General features: G+C 62.4%; 15 protein-coding genes. 9 read left to right on the top strand and 6 right to left on the bottom strand.

Annotation, left to right across the window (positions count from 1 at the left end):
* The first annotated feature begins 261 nt into the window (after positions 1 to 261).
* The 6 genes from OCA5_RS06930 to OCA5_RS06905 all read left to right on the top strand — a co-directional run bounded on the left by OCA5_RS06930 (position 262) and on the right by OCA5_RS06905 (position 8,169).
* The gene (locus tag OCA5_RS06930) at positions 262 to 3,228 is read left to right on the top strand and encodes an FAD-binding and (Fe-S)-binding domain-containing protein (protein WP_012563831.1); all 2,967 of its coding nucleotides are present in this window, start codon (positions 262 to 264) and stop codon (positions 3,226 to 3,228) included.
* Between the two features lie 59 nt (positions 3,229 to 3,287).
* Entirely contained in the window at positions 3,288 to 3,719 is a 432-nt protein-coding gene (locus OCA5_RS06925; RefSeq protein ID WP_012563832.1) for a GlcG/HbpS family heme-binding protein, read from the top strand.
* Between the two features lie 63 nt (positions 3,720 to 3,782).
* A complete protein-coding gene (locus tag OCA5_RS06920) occupies positions 3,783 to 4,976 on the top strand; it encodes a CaiB/BaiF CoA transferase family protein (RefSeq protein ID WP_012563833.1) in 1,194 nt (397 codons plus the stop codon).
* Positions 4,977 to 4,992: 16 nt separating this feature from the next.
* Positions 4,993 to 5,784, top strand: coding sequence for an enoyl-CoA hydratase (locus OCA5_RS06915; RefSeq protein WP_012563834.1), 792 nt, complete (start codon positions 4,993 to 4,995; stop codon positions 5,782 to 5,784).
* A 10-nt stretch (positions 5,785 to 5,794) separates the two neighbouring features.
* The gene (locus OCA5_RS06910; RefSeq protein WP_012563835.1) at positions 5,795 to 6,895 is read left to right on the top strand and encodes a DSD1 family PLP-dependent enzyme; all 1,101 of its coding nucleotides are present in this window, start codon (positions 5,795 to 5,797) and stop codon (positions 6,893 to 6,895) included.
* A gap of 14 nt (positions 6,896 to 6,909) precedes the next feature.
* Positions 6,910 to 8,169, top strand: coding sequence for a Zn-dependent hydrolase (locus OCA5_RS06905; RefSeq protein ID WP_041559659.1), 1,260 nt, complete (start codon positions 6,910 to 6,912; stop codon positions 8,167 to 8,169).
* A 10-nt stretch (positions 8,170 to 8,179) separates the two neighbouring features.
* On the opposite strand, the gene OCA5_RS06900 is transcribed toward OCA5_RS06905, so the two are convergent.
* The 5 genes from OCA5_RS06900 to arsC form a co-directional block, all read right to left on the bottom strand.
* The gene (locus OCA5_RS06900; protein ID WP_012563837.1) at positions 8,180 to 8,767 is read right to left on the bottom strand and encodes a hypothetical protein; all 588 of its coding nucleotides are present in this window, start codon (positions 8,765 to 8,767) and stop codon (positions 8,180 to 8,182) included.
* 348 nt (positions 8,768 to 9,115) lie between these two features.
* Positions 9,116 to 9,325 (bottom strand): hypothetical protein, encoded by a 210-nt coding sequence (locus OCA5_RS06895; protein WP_012563838.1) that lies wholly within the window; start codon positions 9,323 to 9,325, stop codon positions 9,116 to 9,118.
* An 86-nt stretch (positions 9,326 to 9,411) separates the two neighbouring features.
* On the bottom strand, positions 9,412 to 12,183 hold the full coding sequence (gene fdhF / locus OCA5_RS06890; RefSeq protein ID WP_012563839.1) for a formate dehydrogenase subunit alpha: 2,772 nt from the start codon (positions 12,181 to 12,183) through the stop codon (positions 9,412 to 9,414).
* Complete coding sequence (locus OCA5_RS06885; RefSeq protein ID WP_012563840.1) at positions 12,180 to 13,892, bottom strand: NADH-ubiquinone oxidoreductase-F iron-sulfur binding region domain-containing protein; 1,713 nt, start codon at positions 13,890 to 13,892, stop codon at positions 12,180 to 12,182. The genes fdhF and OCA5_RS06885 overlap by 4 nt, the downstream gene beginning before the upstream one ends.
* A gap of 122 nt (positions 13,893 to 14,014) precedes the next feature.
* Positions 14,015 to 14,425, bottom strand: coding sequence for an arsenate reductase (glutaredoxin) (gene arsC / locus OCA5_RS06880; RefSeq protein ID WP_012563842.1), 411 nt, complete (start codon positions 14,423 to 14,425; stop codon positions 14,015 to 14,017).
* A 58-nt stretch (positions 14,426 to 14,483) separates the two neighbouring features.
* On the opposite strand from arsC, the gene OCA5_RS06875 reads away from it, so the two are divergent.
* Genes OCA5_RS06875 through OCA5_RS06865 form a run of 3 tightly spaced genes read left to right on the top strand, consistent with a single transcriptional unit; the run spans position 14,484 to position 16,763 of the window.
* On the top strand, positions 14,484 to 15,179 hold the full coding sequence (locus OCA5_RS06875) for an ABC transporter permease (RefSeq protein WP_012563843.1): 696 nt from the start codon (positions 14,484 to 14,486) through the stop codon (positions 15,177 to 15,179).
* Positions 15,179 to 15,904 (top strand): ATP-binding cassette domain-containing protein, encoded by a 726-nt coding sequence (locus tag OCA5_RS06870; protein WP_012563844.1) that lies wholly within the window; start codon positions 15,179 to 15,181, stop codon positions 15,902 to 15,904. The genes OCA5_RS06875 and OCA5_RS06870 overlap by 1 nt, the downstream gene beginning before the upstream one ends.
* Positions 15,905 to 15,929: 25 nt before the next feature.
* Positions 15,930 to 16,763, top strand: coding sequence for an ABC transporter substrate-binding protein (locus tag OCA5_RS06865; protein ID WP_012563845.1), 834 nt, complete (start codon positions 15,930 to 15,932; stop codon positions 16,761 to 16,763).
* 83 nt (positions 16,764 to 16,846) lie between these two features.
* On the opposite strand, the gene bla is transcribed toward OCA5_RS06865, so the two are convergent.
* Positions 16,847 to 17,725 carry a class A beta-lactamase gene (gene bla, locus OCA5_RS06860; RefSeq protein WP_012563846.1) on the bottom strand — a complete coding sequence of 293 codons (879 nt, stop codon included), beginning with the start codon at positions 17,723 to 17,725 and terminating at the stop codon, positions 16,847 to 16,849.
* Between the last annotated feature and the right edge of the window lie 79 nt (positions 17,726 to 17,804).

The following is a 17,804-nucleotide window of genomic DNA, read 5'->3' as shown; positions in this document are numbered from 1 at the left end:
GCCGGATTTTTTTGTGCGCTTCTTTGTCGCTAAATTATGAATACAAAAATCCGGGCGTGGGCGATTTCTTTTGCATTTTATACCGCCCCACCCTACCAAATGAGCCTGCCTGCCCACGCATGGAGCGTAAGATCGGCCCGGCAACCCGGCAGGCAGAGCAAATGACAGGGCATCAAAGGCGCGTCTGGCCAAACCTCCCGCCCCTGATGCCCGTTTAATGAACCGCAGCCGATTAAGCGGCAGATTGTGTAGAGGTTGCCAATGGCAGGTGGAGCGACATCGAATCTGGAGCGACGGCTTCGCACTGAAATCACCGGGGAGGTGATGTTCGATGCCTTCTCTCGCGGCCGCTACGCCACCGATGCCTCGTTTTATCAGATCATGCCGGCCGGCGTGGTCACGCCCCGCACCAAGGCCGAGGCGCTCGCCGCCATGGCGATCGCCCGCGACGAGGGCTTGGTCGTCACCCCGCGCGGCGGCGGCACCTCACAATGCGGCCAGACCATCAATAACGGCCTCGTCGTCGACGCCTCGAAATACCTCAACAAGATCGTTTCGTTCGATGCCGGGAAGCGCACCTGCGTGGTTCAACCGGGCATCGTTCTCGATGACCTCAACCGGCAACTGAAGAAGCACGGCCTGTGGTTTCCGGTGGATGTCTCGACCGCCTCGCGCGCCACGATCGGCGGCATGGCCGGCAACAATTCCTGCGGCGGGCGCTCTCTGCGCTACGGCACCATGCGGGACAATACGCTGTCGATGAATGCCGCGCTTGCCGACGGCACCGAACTCCATTTCGGTCCGCTCGCGCGCGATGCGGCTTGGCCGAACGTCAACGAGCCGGGTCGCGATCTGTTTCGCGATCTGCTGGCGCTCGGTGCGCGCGAAGCGAACGAAATCGACGAGCATTTCCCCAAAGTGCAGCGCCGCGTCGGCGGCTACAACCTCGATGCGCTGACGCCGAAAGGCGCCGTCAACAACATGGCGCATATTCTGGTCGGCTCTGAGGGCACCCTCGCCTTCACGACTGAGGTCGAACTGAAGCTCTGGCCGCTGCTCGGCACCAAGGTGTTCGGCATCTGCCATTTCGGCAGCTTCTATGAAGCAATGGATTCCGCGCAGCATCTGGTGAAGTTGAAACCGATCGCGGTCGAGTTGATCGATTCCACGATGATCGCGCTCGGCCGCGACATCGCAATGTTCAAGCCGACCATCGAGGCGGTGGTGCGCGGCGAGCCGGATGCACTGCTGGTCGTCGAGTTCGCCGAGGAGAGCGAGGGCGTCAATCTCGCCAAGCTTCGCCAGCTTAACGAACTGATGGGCGATCTTGGCTTCGGTTGGAATAATCCCCAGCGCAAATGGGGCGGCGTGGTCGACGTCGTCGAGCCGGCGATCCAGGCGGCGATCACCGATTTCCGCAAGTCCGGCCTCAACATCATGATGTCGATGAAGACCGCCGGAAAGCCGGTGTCATTCGTCGAAGATTGCGCGGTGCCGCTGCCGCACCTCGCCGAATATACCGACCGCCTCAACAAGATCTTCGTCAAGCACGGCACGCGGCCGACGATGTATGCGCACGCCTCCGAAGGCTGCCTGCATGTGCGTCCGGTGCTGAATCTGCGGCTCGACAAGGACGTCAAGGCGATGCGCGCCATCGCCGAGGAAGCCTTCGCCATGGTGCGCGAGTTCAAGGGCTCGCATTCCGGCGAGCACGGCGACGGGCTTCTGCGCTCCGAATTCCATCAGGACATGTTCGGTCCGCGCATCGTGCGCGACTTCGAGGAGGTGAAGGATCGTTTCGATCCGCAGGGCACGCTTAACCCCGGCAAGATCGTGCATCCACCGAAGATGGATGACCGCTCGCTGTTCCGCTTCAAGCCCGGCTACAAGGTCGAGGATTTCAAGACCGAGCTCGACTGGTCGGCCTGGCCCGGTGCCGCTGGCGGTTTCCAGGGCGCGGTCGAGATGTGCAACAACAATGGCGCCTGCCGCAAGCTCGAGGGCGGTGTGATGTGTCCGTCCTATCGTGCCACCCGCAACGAGAAGGACGTGACGCGCGGCCGCGCCAACACACTCCGCCTTGCGATCTCCGGCCAACTCGGTCCCAACGCACTATCATCCGACGAGATGATGGAGACGCTGAAGCTTTGCGTCTCCTGCAAAGGCTGCCGCCGCGAATGCCCGACCGGCGTCGACATGGCGAAGATGAAGATCGAGGTATTGGCTGCGCGGGTGAAAACCCACGGCCTTACACTGCACAGCCGGCTCGTGGGTTACCTACCCCACTATGCAAGTTTGGCTTCCACGTTCGCGCCGCTCGTCAACCTGCGCAATAAAAGCAAGCTGCTGCGCTGGGCGCTGGAAAAGACCGCGGGCTTCAGCGCCAAGCGTGACCTGCCAGAATGGCGACGCGACACCTTCGCGCCCGACGCCACCGCATTCGGCCCGGAAAACGGCCCCCAGGTCGTGCTGTTCGCTGATACTTTCAACCGCTGCTACGAACGGGAAAATCTCGACGATGCGCTGAACGTGCTGGTCGCGGGCGGCTATCGCGTCCATCTGCCGAAGCCTGTGGAAGGCAAGCGCGCGTTGTGTTGCGGCCGCACTTTCCTCTCGGCGGGGCTCGTCGATAAAGCACGTGATGAACTCTCCCGTCTCGTCGCAACCTTCGCCCCGTTTGCCGAGCGTGGTGTGCCGATTGTCGGGCTGGAGCCGAGCTGTCTACTGACGCTGCGCGATGAGCTGCTCTCGCTGCGCAACGATCCAGCGGCAAAGGCCGTCTCGCAACAGGCGCTCCTGTTTGAAGAATTCCTGGTGCGAGAAGCGGCGAGCGGACGGCTGCAACTGCCGCTGAAGCCGATTGCGCCCAAGGCGATGGTGCACGGCCACTGCCACCAGAAGTCGTTCGATGCCTTCAAGCCGGTCGAAAAGATTCTGCGGCTGATCCCCGATCTCGATGTTCAGGTGATCGAATCGAGCTGCTGCGGCATGGCCGGTGCGTTCGGCTATGGCGCCGAGACCTATAACGAATCCATCGCCATGGCAGAGCTGAACCTGCTCCCCGCGGTGCGCAAGGCACCGAATGAGGCCATCATCGTTGCCGACGGTACCTCCTGCCGCCATCAAATCAAGGACGGCTCGGGCCGCGGCGCACTGCATGTCGCACGCGTGCTCGCCATGAGCCTCGATGGCCATTCTGCCAGCCATGCTGATCAGGAGCGCGCTTGATCGGCTAAAACCAACGTGCTGAAAACGACTGCATTCACGTCCCAGCAAGGAAGCCAGCCATGACCGCTCTTACGCTCGATACCGCCCGCGCAATTCTCGACGCCGCCCTGGCAAAGATCGCCGCGATGAAGCTGAAGCCGATGGCTGTCGTGGTGCTTGATGCGCGCGGCTGTATCCGGGCGGCGGTGACGCAGGATGGCGCGAGCCTGATGCGGCACGAGGTGGCGCACGGCAAGGCCTATGGCGCGCTGGCAATGGGGCTCGGCTCGCGTGCACTGTTCAAGCGCGCCGGCGAGCAGCCGTTCTTCATCGATGCCGTGAATACCATGGCACGCGGCGCCCTGATCCCGGTACCCGGCGGCGTTCTCATCAAGACTGCAAGCGGCGAGACCATCGGCGCGGTCGGCATCAGCGGCGATACGTCGGACAACGACGAAGCCTGCTGCATCGCAGGCATCGAGGCGGCAGGCCTGAAGGCAGACGCAGGCTAGCCGGAAGCTGCCTGTTCTCGCGGTGTCGTCGCTTCGCTTTCAATAAAAGAGTTGGGAACAACCATGTCTGCGCCTCAAGCTTCCAGCGCCCTCTCCCGTTTCACCGTGCTCGATCTCACCCGCGTCCGCGCCGGCCCCACCGCCGTGCGGCAGCTTGCGGATTGGGGTGCGAATGTCGTGAAGCTTGAGGCGCCGACCGATGTTCCCGATGACGAGCAGCTCGGCGGCGCGCGGCATGGCGGCGACTTCCAGAACCTGCATCGCAACAAGCGGGCGATGACGATCGACCTCAAGAGCGAGGCTGGAAAGCAAACTTTTTATCGCATGGTCGAGAAGGCCGACGTCGTAGTGGAGAATTTCCGCCCCGACGTAAAGGCCCGCCTCGGCATCGATTACGAGACGCTGCGCAAGATCAATCCACGCATCGTCTATGCGAGCATCTCCGGCTTCGGTCAGGATGGCCCCTATGCAAAGCGGCCGGGTTTCGATCAGATCGCGCAAGGCTTGGGTGGCCTGATGTCGATCACCGGCGAGCCAGGGCGCGGGCCGATGCGTGTCGGCATTCCGATTGCCGATCTCACCGCAGGCCTGTTCTGTGCGATGGGCATTCTCACCGCGCTGCTGGAACGTGAGGTTTCCGGCGAAGGCCAGTGGGTGCAGACGTCGCTGCTGCAATCCCAGATCTTCATGCTGGACTTCCAGACTGCACGCTGGCTCTTGCAGAAGGAAGTGCCGCCGCAGGCGGGCAACAATCACCCGACCATCATCCCGACCGGCGTATTCCAGACCTCTGACGGTTACGTCAATATCGCAGCCACCGGCCTCGTCATCTGGGAGCGGCTTGCCAACGCGATCGGCAAGCCGGAGCTGGTGTCCGATCCCGACTATGCGTCGCCAAAGATGCGCTCGAAGAATCGCGATGCGCTGAACGCCATCATCGAAGCCGTGACACGCACGCGCACCAGCGCCGAATGGGTCGAGATTCTCAACAAGGCCGGTGTGCCTTGCGGGCCGATCCACACCATCGACAAGGTGTTCGACGATCCCCAGGTCAAGCATCTCGACCTGGTGCAAAAGGTCCCCGGCACCGGCGAGCGCGACGTGCGGCTCGTGAAACAGCCCTTCACCCTGTCACGCACGCCGAGCAAGTTCGTCGCCCCGCCGCCCGAGGTTGGCGAGCATACCGATGAGTTGCTGCACGAGTTCGGTTTCAGCGACGCGGAGATTGCCACGCTGAAACAAGATAAAGTCGTCTGAACCGGAAAGGCGCCCCATGGCAGAGACGGACAAGATGATCGCCCGCAAGGACGGCGCGATCGCCACACTGACGTTCAACAACCCGGCGCGCCACAATGCAGTGTCGCTCGATATGTGGCGCGCCTGCGCCGACATCATGAAAGACTTCTCCGCGGATCCCGCCATTCGCGTCGTCATCATCACCGGCGCGGGCGAGAAGGCGTTCATCGCAGGTGCGGATATCTCCAAATTCGCCGAGGAGCGCTCCGCCGACAACGGCGCTGATGTCTATAACGAGGCAGTCGAGGCCGGCTACGCCGCGGTCTATGATTGTCCGAAGCCGACCATCGCCATGATCCGCGGCTATTGCATCGGCGGCGGCATGGGGCTTGCGAGTTGCTGCGACATCCGCATCTGCACGGAGAATGCACGTTTCGCCGTGCCCGCGGCCAAGCTCAGCGTTGGCTACGGCTATGCCGGGGTGAAGCGGCTTCTGGATATCGTCGGCCCCTCCTTCACCAAGGAGATTTTCTACACCGCGCGCCAGTTCGATGCCGAGGAGGCGCGCGCGATGGGTTTCGCCAACCGCGTCGTACCCAACGACCAGCTTGAAACCTATGTCCGGGATTACGCGGCTACCATTGCCGGGAATGCGCCGCTGACGATCGATTCGATCAAGTTTATCGTCGGCGAAATCGCCAAGGACGCGGCAGAGCGCGACATGGCCAAATGCGAGGCCATGGTTGCAAATTGCTTCACAAGCCGCGATTACGAAGAGGGCCGCACGGCCTTCATGGAAAAGCGCAAGCCGGTCTTCACTGGCAAGTAAGGGACAGATAATGACAGCTCGACGCCCCGCCGAGCCGGGCATGCCTCTCGCGCAGGTAGAGACACCTGCGCTGATCGTCGATCTCGACGCGATGCAGGCGAACATCAAGGCGCTCGCGACGCGCGTGTCGGCGTTTCCGTCGGTGCGAGCGACACCGCACGCGAAGGCCCATAAGTGCCTCGAGATCGCGCGGCTGCAGATGGCGGCCGGCGCGAGCCGGATCTGCTGCCAGAACGTCGCCGAGGTCGAAACCCTGGCGACGGGCGGCATCACCAACATCCTGCTGTCCAACGAAATCATCGGTGCGGATAAAGCGCGCCGCCTCGCGGAAGCCGCACGCACGGCGAAGGTCGCCGTCTGTGTCGACCATGCCGATCAGGTTGCTGTTCTCGCCAAGGCGGCGGACGAGGCCGGCGTCACCCTGGATATTCTGGTGGAGATCGACGTCGGCATGGGCCGCTGCGGTGTTCCTTCCACGGAGAGTGCGGTCGCGCTCGCCCGTGAAGTCGCCAAGCACAAGGGACTGCGCTTCACCGGCTTGCAGGCTTATCACGGCACCGCGCAGCACCTTCGCAAACCAGAAGAGCGTGCAGCGGCCATCGCCAAAGCGGCTGCGTTCGCGCGCCAGACAGCCGATGCCTTGCGCGAGGCCGGCCTGCCCTGCGAGGTTATCGCGGGCGCCGGCACCGGCACCTACGAAAATGAAATGACCGGCGGCGTATACACCGAGCTGCAATGCGGCTCATATGTGTTCATGGATGCCGATTACGGCCGCAACGACACCGCCTACCCGTTCCGCAACGCGCTGTTCGTGCTCACAAGCGTCATCAGCTCCGCTGCACCCGGCCGCGCCGTGTGCGACGCCGGTTTGAAATCGCTCACCGCCGAAAGCGGCCTGCCAGTGACCTACGAGGCGCCGGGCGTCACCTATGTCAAAGCAACGGATGAGCACGGCACGCTGGAGCTTTCGGCTGACGCGCAGGTGCGCCCCGGCGACCGGCTGAAGCTCATTCCCGGCCACTGTGACCCCACCGTCAACCTGCACGACTGGCTCGTCGCCTATCGCGGCGATACCGTCGAAGCGGTGTGGCGGGTGGCGCGCGGCTGGTAACAGCCAGCCGGAGTATTTCGATGGCATCAAGCAATCTGCAGATCGATTCCGGGCGGCTATGGCGTGACATTCACGACACTGCGAAGTTTGGCGCCACTCCCAAGGGCGGCGTCAAACGTCTCACCCTGAGCGAGGAAGACAAAAAGGTTCGCGACTGGTTTCGCGAAGCCTGTCTTGCTGCGGGTTGTGAGGTGCACGTCGACGAGCTTGGTGACATGTATGCGCTGCGGCCGGGCCGCGACAACAATCGTCCGCCCATCGGGTTCGGTTCGCATCTCGACACCCAGCCGACAGGCGGCAAGTATGACGGTGTCCTCGGCACGCTCGCGGCACTTGAGGTGATCCGTACGCTGAACGATGCCGGGATCGTCACTGAAGCGCCGCTCTGCATTATCAACTGGACCAACGAGGAAGGCTCCCGGTTCGCACCCGCGACGATGGGTTCAGCCGCCTATGTCGGCGAATACACCGCCGAAAACATACTCGGCCGTCGTGATGTCGATGGCGTGAGCGTCGCTGCGGCACTCGAGAGCATTGGCTACCGTGGCAATGAGGCGATGGGCGCGCGAAAGCTCGGAGGCTTTGTCGAGTTGCATATCGAGCAAGGCCCCATTCTCGAAGCCGAGAACAAAACCATCGGCGTTGTCGAGGGCGGTCAGGGCATCGTCTGGTACGACGGCACGATCACCGGTTTCGCGAGCCACGCCGGCGCCACCCCGATGGCGCTACGGCATGACGCACTGCTTGCCCTCTCCGAACTGGCGCTCGCGGTCGAACAGGCAGCCATCACACATAAAGCGGTTGCGACCATCGGCGAGATAAAAATCGAGAATGCGTCCCGCAATGTCGTGCCGGGCGATATCACTTTCACCATCGATGCCCGGAGTCTCCTTACAGAGGCACTGGACAAGATGGATAAAGCATTCAAGGCGGCGGTGGCCGAGATTGCCGCACGCCGCGGTGTCGGGATCGAACTCATTCCGATCTGGCGCAAGGAGCCGACCATCTTCAACGCGGACTATGTCGAGGCCGTCGCACAGGCGAGCAGCAAACTTGGTTATGCCAGCCGGCGCATCACCTCGGGTGCGATCCACGATGCCTGCAACCTCAGCATGGCGGTACCGACGGCGATGATCTTCGTGCCGTGCAAAGACGGCATCAGCCACAACGAACTCGAAGATGCGAAGGAAACCGATTGCGCCGCCGGCGCGAACGTGCTGCTTCACACCGTGCTCAAGCTTGCGGGCGTCGCGGGCGAACGGAAGCCCGGCTAGCGGTGCGCGATCAATTCGCGCCCGGCAGTTCGGTGCCGAGCCCTGCCATCCGCATCAGCGACTGGATCTGGCCTTTCTGGTCGGCGCGCAGTTGGGCGAGGAACGGCCCTGCTGCCGCCATCAGGCGCTTCACCGCCTCATGATCGGCATCGAACGACGAGGGCTGGCGGCGGCTGACATGCATCGCCGAGATCAGTTCGCGTAGCGCGCTTTCGACCGGCGGCCAGTACTTCTCCTGTGCAGTGGTGAGCCTCAGCCGCGCTTTGAGCGCAGCGATCTGCTTGTCATCGAGAAGCGCATTCGTCGCGCGGACTGGCGGCTGAGCAGGCGCCACGACCGGGGCCGACATGAAATGCCGTGCCGTCTCCAACGTCATGCTGGGGCTCACATCGGCAAGTTGGGGCAACCGATCGCCCTTGGAGTCCGCGTTGGAGCGCAGCGGAAGCGGCTCGGAATCGGTCTTCAGCTCCGACACCGGCTGCGGGGTCTCCCTCACCTCGCCCGGCCATAACGGGCCATCGGTCAGAGCAATGACGGCGACTGCCGCCGCTGCTCCGGCCAAAGCCGCCATCGCAATGTAGGTGGCCCAGGGCCGCACCACTCAACTCCCATTCCCCGCCGTGCGGGGTAACCACCACCCAAATATGGCACCCTGATGCCATCTGGCGAGTCCTCGAAGGCCGGCACCCGGCCCACGACCGGCTTTTCGGCGATTCGGCGCCCCCTCTCCAACCCCGCAATTGCGGGCTTGGCACAGGCGCTGAGGCAACCGGGAATGGAGACGCAGATTGGCTGTTCGGGTGCGGCGCTTTGACCGTCGCTGAGAATGACAATGCGCCCGCACACAGAGGCCGCCGCTCCGGCATGCGGGTCGCTTTTTTACTTCCCAGTGGAGCGCTCAGCATTTCAAACTCGGGGGAGCGCTTTCAGTGTCTCGCGGGTGTCCTCAACGATGGTGATGCTCGGGCGAGCCCTCATGCAACTCCCGCATATAGGCAAGGCCCTTCACCGCAAGGCGCTGCTGGTCGTGCTGACCCTCGGAGGCGAGTCCGTCGATATAGCTCGCAAGCTTAATGCGTGAAGCCTCAAGATCGGCATTGTCCACATTACGCATCATGGCAAATGTCGTCATGACCCTGTCGATCACGTCGTCCATGGCTAACCTCGATCGTTATGGAAAAATAAAAAGCTGCGGCAGAACAACGCTGCCGCAGCTTTAAAGTTCCATTGCTTGCGCGAGGCTTATTCAGCCGCGCTGCGAAGCTCCGCCTTTTCAACGCGCGCCGCGCAGAACTTGAATTCGGGAATCTTTCCGAACGGGTCGAGCGCGGGGTTGGTGAGCAGGTTCGCCGCCGCTTCCGCGTAACAGAACGGCATGAACACCATGTTCTCCGGCACGTCGCGGTCGGAACGCGCCTTCACCTCGATAGCACCGCGGCGAGTCTCCAGCCGGATGAAATCGCCCGGCCCAATATTGAGGCGACGCATGTCCCGCGGCGACATCAGCGCAGTTGCTTCCGGCTCGATGCTATCCAGCACCCCGGCACGGCGGGTCATCGAACCCGTGTGCCAGTGCTCGAGAATGCGCCCGGTGGAAAGCACCATCGGATAATTCTCGTCCGGAACTTCATCCGGCGGCGTGACGTGCGCAGGCACGATCTTCGCGCGGCCGCTCGCGGTCGGGAAGCCGGTGGTGAAGATGATCTCGTTGCCGGGCTTCTGCGGATCGTCCGCCGGATAGGTGACCGCGCCTTCGCGGTCAACACGCTCCCAGGAGATGTTATCCAGCGACGGCATCAGGCTCGCCATCTCGGTGTAAACATCACTGACGCTTTCATAGGTCCAGCCGCAACCCATGCGGTTGGCAATCTGCTGAATGATCCAGATGTCCTGACGTGCATCGCCCGGCGGGTTCAGCACCTGACGCGACATCTGCACGCGGCGGTCGGTATTGGTGAAAGTGCCGACCTTCTCGGCAAACGCGGAGGCCGGCAGGATCACGTCGGCATGGAATGCCGTTTCGGTCACGAACAGATCCTGCACCACGAGGTGATCGAGCTTGGCGAGCGCCTCGCGCGCATGCTGCAGGTCGGGGTCCGACATCGCCGGGTTTTCGCCCTCGATATACATACCATTGATCGTGCCTGCATGGATCGCATCCATGATCTCGACCACGGTCAGTCCTGGTACCGGATCGATTTCCTTGCGCCAGACTTCCTCGAACGGCGTGCGCAGATCGGTGCGGCCGACCGGCTGGTAGTCCGGCAGCAGCATCGGGATCAGGCCGGCGTCGGAGGCGCCCTGCACGTTGTTCTGGCCGCGTAACGGGTGAAGGCCCGTGCCCGGTCGGCCGATCTGGCCGGTCACCAGCGCAAGCGCGATCAGGCATCGCGAGTTGTCGGTGCCGTGAACGTGCTGGCTAATGCCCATGCCCCAGAAGATGATGGACGATTTCGCCTTGGCATAAAGCCGCGCAACCTCCTTGAGGGTCTCGGCCGGAACGCCGCAGATCTTCTCCATCTTCTCCGGCGGGAACTCCTTGATCTTCTCCTTGAGTTCCTCGAAGCCCTCGGTGTAGCCGGCGATGTACTGCTTGTCGGTCAGGTCTTCGGTGATGATCGTGTGCAGCATGCCGTTCAGCATCGCCACGTCGGCGCCCGGCTTGAACTGCAGGTGCTTATAGGCAAGCCGCGACAGCGGCTGCTTGCGCGGGTCCATGACGATGAGCTTGGCGCCATTCTTCTTCACCGCGTTCTTGAAGAAGGTCGCAGCGACGGGATGGTTCGCAGTCGGGTTCGCACCGATGATGATAATGACTTCAGCATCGAGTGCTGCCGAGAACGGTGCCGACACCGCGCCCGAGTTCACACCCTCCATCAACGCTGCGACGGACGATGCGTGGCAAAGCCGCGTGCAGTGGTCGACGTTGTTGGAGCCAAAGCCCGTACGCACCAGTTTCTGGAACAGATACGCCTCTTCGTTCGAGCCCTTGGCGGAGCCGAAACCCGCGAGCGCTTTCGGACCCTTCTCGTCGCGAATCTTCACAAGTCCCTTGGCGGCGACGTCGAGCGCCTCCTCCCACGTCGCTTCACGGAAGTGCGTGAAGGGATTGGCCGGATCGACCTGATCCATCGCGCTCTTCTTCGCGTTCGGCAACCGGATCAGCGGTTTGGTGAGGCGATGCGGATGGTGGATGTAGTCGTAACCAAAACGGCCCTTGACGCACAGGCGGTTATGGTTCGCCGGGCCATCGCGGCCCTCGGCGTAGACGATCTTCTCGTCCTTGACGTGATAGGTGACCTGACAGCCGACGCCGCAGAACGGACACAGCGAGTCGACCTTGCGGTCGGCATAGACCGTGCGGGTGAAGTGCTGTTCGTCGAGCAGCGAGGCCGGCATCAACGCACCGGTCGGGCACGCCTGCACGCATTCACCGCAAGCAACGCAGGTGGACTCGCCCATCGGATCATCGAAGTCGAACACGACCTTCGCGCCGTGGTTGCGATACGCCATGCCGATAACGTCGTTCACCTGCACTTCGCGGCAGGCACGCACGCACAGGCCGCACTGGATGCAGGCATCGAGATTGACGCTCATCGCCGGGTGGCTGTAGTCGCCGGTCCAGCGCTCCGCCTTCGGAAAGCGGCTCTCCGCGACTTCAACGCGATCGGCCCACTGCCAAAACTTCGAATCCGGATCGTGCGACGTCGTGCGCTCGGGCTGATCGGCAACGAGAAGCTCGATCACCATTTTGCGGGCCGATGCGGCGCGCTCGCTCGCGGACTTCACCTTCATGCCGACAGCCGGCATGCGCATGCAGGACGCCGCCAGCACGCGCTCACCTTCGATCTCGACCATACAGGCACGGCAATTGCCGTCGGCGCGATAATCCGGCTCCGGCGAATAGCACAGGTGCGGGATCTCGACGCCTTCTCGCTTGGCGACCTGCCAGATCGTCTCGCCCGGAGCGGCTTCGACCTGACGGCCATCAAGCTCGAACTGAATCTTGTTCATTCTGCTGCCTCCCGAGGCGCAAACTCGTCTGGGAAATATCTAATGACCGATGTCAGCGGATTCGAGGCTGCCTGACCGAGGCCGCAAATCGAGGCGTCGCGCATCGTCTGGCTCAATTCCATGAGCAGGTCACGGTTCCAGACGTGTGACTCCATCAATGCAGCGGCCTTCTGAGTTCCGATGCGGCACGGCGTGCACTGCCCGCAGCTCTCATCCTCGAAGAACTTCATCAGATTGAGTGCAGCACCCTTGATGTCGTCCTTGTCGGACAGCACCACGACCGCTGCAGAGCCGATGAAGCAGCCATATTTCTCAAGCGTTCCGAAATCGAGCGGAATGTCGTTCATCGACGCTGGCAGAATGCCACCCGATGCACCACCCGGCAGATACGCACGGAACTGATGGCCGTCGGCCATGCCATCGCAGAATTCTTCGATCAATTCCTTGATGGTCACGCCGGCTGGCGCAAGCTTCACGCCCGGATTCTTCACGCGGCCCGAGACGGAATAGCTGCGCAGGCCATGCCGCTCATTGCGGCCATGAGACTGCCACCAATCGCCGCCCTTCTGGACGATGTCGCGCACCCACCAAAGCGTTTCGACGTTATTGATCAGAGTCGGCAGGCCGAACAGACCGACCTGGAACGGATACGGCGGCTTGTGACGCGGGAGGCCCCGCTTGCCTTCGATGCTTTCCAGCAGCGACGATTCCTCGCCGCAGATGTAGGCACCCGCGCCCCGCCGCAGATGCAGCGTGGGACCACCGGGCGGCAGCTTGGCAATTTCCCGCGCAAGAATTTCGCGCGACGCCGGATATTCGTCACGCAGATAGATGTAGACCTCGCCGGCATCGACGATGTGCGCGCCGATCAGCATGCCTTCGAGGAAACGATGCGGGTCGGTTTCGAGATAGAAACGATCCTTGAACGTGCCGGGCTCACCCTCGTCGCCGTTGACGGCCATCAGCCGCGGCCCGGGCTCGCCCATCACCGCGCGCCACTTGCGACCGGTCGGGAATCCTGCGCCACCAAGGCCACGCAGCGAAGCACCATCGAGAGCCTTGAGAATATCTTCCTTCGAGGTCTGACCAGAGCGAAGGCTGTTCAGCAACGCGTAGCCGCCCTGAGCGACATACGAGTCATACTCGATATAGTCCGGCACATGCGCGTGCGTGTCGCCTTCATCGGCGGCCGCAAGAACTTTTGCCGGTGTCGCTTCATCGATGAAATTGTGTCCGACCTCGGCCACCGGCGCATGATCGCAGCGCCCGACGCACGGCGCGCGAACAACGCGCACTTCCGGCCCGGCCTTGTTCTGCAACTCCTTCATGAGCGTGTCGGCGCCCAGCATCGCGCAGGTGAGAGAGTCGCAAACCCGGATCGTCAACGGCGGAATATCCGGCTCGCCTTCCTTCACCACGTCGAAATGCGCGTAGAAGGTCGCGACCTCGAAGACCTCAGGAAACGAGAGTTTCATCTCGTCCGCCAAGGCCGCAAGGTGAGCCGCGGAAATCTGCCCCCACTTGTCCTGGATGAGGTGCAGGTGCTCGATCAGCATGTCGCGACGATGCGATTTGCCCGCGAGCAGTTCCTCGATTTCCCCACTTGCCCGGGGGTCGATCTGCCGCCCTTTTGGCGTCGGTTTCGTCCGACGCTTACCCTCGCCAGGGTGTTCAAAAGGATGGACTTTTTGCTGCTCCACATGAGCCATCTTGGAATCCTTCTAAAACAGGAAAACCATACCTCCTCCCGCTTCCAGCGTGCAAGGGAGAAACAGGCTTCTTTTCCATTCCCTGCGATGCAGAATGCCGCGGCCTCAGCCCGCAGATAGGTTCACGGGTTCATATAGGTTAAGAGATCGAGCACCAGTTCCGCCGGCCGGCAAATGCGCGCGCCGTTCGGCGTTTCCACGATCGGCCGCTCCAACAGCCGAGGATATTGCACGACAAAGCCGAGAAGATCGTCGTCGCTCCACTTCGGATCGTCGAGATCGTGCTCGGCGTAGACCGTTTCCTTTTTGCGCAGAAGCCCGCGCACCGGAATTCCCATCTCCCGTGCGAGAGATTTCAGCCGGCTGCTGCTCGGAGGCGTCTTCAGATATTCGATGACGACCGGGACTTCGCCGCTTGCCTCGATCAACGCGAGCGCCCGGCGCGACGTGCTGCAATCCGGATTATGATATAGGGTCACGACCCCGCGCGGCTGACGGCCCTTGGGGCGCAACGATGTTATGTCGGAGACCATTCGCTGTCCCTCTTCCTGATTTACGGCCATCTATCGCACCTCCTGCAGATGACATCCGATGACCAACTTCGAATCCGCCATCAGCCTCATTATTTCATCCGACGCGGCGTTGCTCCAGATCATTGAGCTCTCGCTGTTCGTCAGCCTGTCGGCGGTGGGCATTGCCGCGCTCATCGGGTTTCCGTTGGGTGCGCTGATCGCTTTAAGCGATTTCCGCGGCCGCTCATTGGTCATCGTCATCGTCAACGCGTTCATGGGCCTCCCGCCCGTGGTCGTCGGCCTTGTCGTCTATCTGGCGCTATCGCGCTCGGGCCCGCTCGGCTCGCTCGGCATCCTGTTTACACCGCAGGCAATGATCATCGCCCAGACCATTCTGATCGTGCCCATCATCACCGCCCTCGCCCGGCAGACCATCGAGGACTACTGGGTGGAATATCGTGACGAACTGACGGCACTCAACGTCTCGGCGCCGAGACGTGTTGCCACATTATTATGGGATGCACGGTTCAGCCTGATCACCGCGCTCCTTGCCGGGTTCGGGCGCGCAGCCGCAGAGGTTGGCGCGGTTATCATCGTCGGCGGCAATATCGACGGCTTCACCCGCACCATGACCACGACCATCACGCTGGAAACCTCGAAGGGCGACCTCCCAAGCGCCATCGCGCTCGGGCTGGTGCTGATCTCGATCATCATCACCATCAACGCCCTCGCCTGGTGCACGCAGCGCATCAGCGCGCGCCTGTCAGGTGCCTGATGGCAGGCCGCCCTCCGTCCGATCTGCCGCTTGCGTTGCATGACGTCAGTTACCGTGCGGGCGAGACCATCATCCTCGACGGTGTGTCGCTGCATCTGACAACGGGCGCGCCGACCATCATCATCGGCCCCAACGGCTCGGGCAAGACCACGCTGTTGCGCGTGGCAATGGGGCTTCTGCAACCCACCATAGGCCGCGTCACCTGGGGCGGGCGCGAGAATTCGCCGCCGATCCGGCGCGCATTCGTGTTTCAGCGGCCCGTGATGTTGCGCCGAAGCGCGGCAGCCAATATCCATTATGTGCTGAAGAGCGCTGGCGTGCCCCGCCGTCGATGGACGGAGGAAACGAAAAGGCTGCTGGACATGGTTGGACTTCCGAATCTGGGCGCGCGCCCCGCGCGCAAGCTGTCGGGTGGTGAACAGCAGCGGCTCGCGCTTGCGCGGGCACTCGCGCGAGATCCCGAGATTCTGTTCCTCGACGAGCCGACTGCCGCACTCGATCCGATCTCGACGCAATCCATCGAAGAGATTTTGCAATCTGCCGCCGCGCGCAACATCAAGATCGTGATGTCGACGCACGATCTTCATGAAGCAAGGCGACTCGCGGGCGATATCGTCTTCATGAATCGCGGCCGCGTGATCGAGAACGCGCCGAGTGCCACCTTCTTCACAAGCCCTGCAACCGAAGATGGCCGCCGCTTTACACGCGGCGAACTTCTGACCTGAGAAGCGCGACACAAGGAGACCCATCATGAAACTGTTTCATTCACTCGCGGCGCTCGCCGCTCTCGGTCTGGCGCTCACCGCAACACCCACACTCGCCCAGGAAAAATCGATCGTCGTCGCGTCCACGACATCGACGCAGGATTCCGGCCTGTTCGGCCATATCCTCCCCGCATTCAAGAAGAAGACCGGCATCGATGTGAGGGTCATCGCACAAGGCACGGGCCAGGCGCTCGACACCGGCCGTCGCGGCGATGCCGACGTGGTGTTCGTTCACGCCAAGGCCGCAGAGGAGAAATTCCTCTCGGAAGGCTTCGCCAAGAAACGCTACCCGGTGATGTACAACGACTTCGTTCTGATCGGACCGAAGAACGATCCGGCCGGCGTGAAAGGCACCAAGGACATCGTCGCCGCACTGAAGGCGATCAAGGACAAGGGCCTGCCCTTCATCTCGCGCGGCGACCGCTCCGGCACGCACATGGCCGAGCTGAAGCTCTGGAAGGCTGCCGACATCGACATCGCCAAGGACAAGGGCCCCTGGTACAAGGACATCGGCCAGGGCATGGGCGCGGCGTTAAACACCGCCTCGGCCTCAAACGCCTATGTCATTTCCGACCGCGGCACATGGCTGTCGTTCAAGAACAAGGGCGATCTTGCCATCGTCGTCGAGGGCGACAAGCGGCTGTTCAACCAGTACGGCGTGATGCTGGTCAATCCCGAGAAACATCCGAGCGTGAAGGCCGATCTCGGCCAGCAGTTCATCGACTGGCTGATCTCGCCTGAAGGCCAGAAGGCGATCGCCGATTACAAGATCAACGGCAACCAGTTGTTTTATCCGAACGCGACCGATCCGAACGCATAGCACAAGATTTGAGCGCAGTGCTCTCACAGGGGCCGCGATAACGTCGCGGCCCTTTTCATGGCTTGTGCAAGATAACTCAGCAATCAGACGGCGAACGCCGCCGCTACCGCCTCCCCCACCGCGGCCAGCGCTTCATTACGCGCGCTCATCGGCGCCGCCGTCTCCGTGAGGTAGGCCGCGACAATGATCGGCGAAGCGGCAGGCCGCAACAGGAAGCCGACATCATTGGTGGTGCCGCGCTCGCCGCTGCCGGTCTTGTCGCCCACGCGCCAGCCGGCCGGAAGCCGCGCACGCAAACGCATATCGCCGGTTTTGTTCGCCAGCAGCCATGTCTTCAATTGATCTTTTGAAGCGGAAGCCAGCGCGTCGCCAAACAATAACTTCCGGATATCGGCCGCCATCGCAGCCGGCACCGTGGTGTCGCGCGCATCGCCGGGCGCCGCCTCGTTCAACGCCGTCTCGATGCGGTCGAGCCGCGTCAGCGAATCGCCAAGCGTGCGGGCGTAGGCCGTCAACCCGGCAGGCCCGCCGATCGCAGCAAGCATCAGATTGCCTGCCGTGTTGTCGCTCAGCGTGATCGCAGCCTCGCATAATTCCGCGAGGGTCATGCCATCAGCGATGTGCTTTTCAGTCACGGGCGAATAGGTCACGAGATCGCTCGCAGTATAACGCACGCGTCGCGCAAGTTGCTCCTGTCCTTCATCGACGCGCTTGAGGATCGCCGCCGCCGCGAGCAACTTGAAGGTGCTGCACATCGCAAAGCGCTCGTCGGCCCGATACTCGAAACGGCGTTGCGATCCGGTATCGAGCGCGGTGACGCCGAGACGGCCTTTCACCTTGCCTTCGATCAGGCGAATCTTCGCTTCGAAATCCTGCGGCTGTGCAAATCCCCTCACGGGGTTCAAAGCACCTCCCGTGAGAAGAGCCGTTGCCGTTATGATGAAGTGGCGTCGTGTCGTCATGGCTATCCCTTGTCGACGCGGACAAAAAGGCCAGGGTCACTTTTGTGACCCTGGCCAGAGCGGCCGCCTGGGAGCGACC

This window comes from Afipia carboxidovorans OM5 (assembly GCF_000218565.1).
Classification (GTDB): Bacteria; Pseudomonadota; Alphaproteobacteria; order Rhizobiales; family Xanthobacteraceae; genus Afipia; species Afipia carboxidovorans.
Note: the sequence above shows the minus strand (reverse complement) of the source record. Positions and strands in the feature narration are given on the sequence as shown.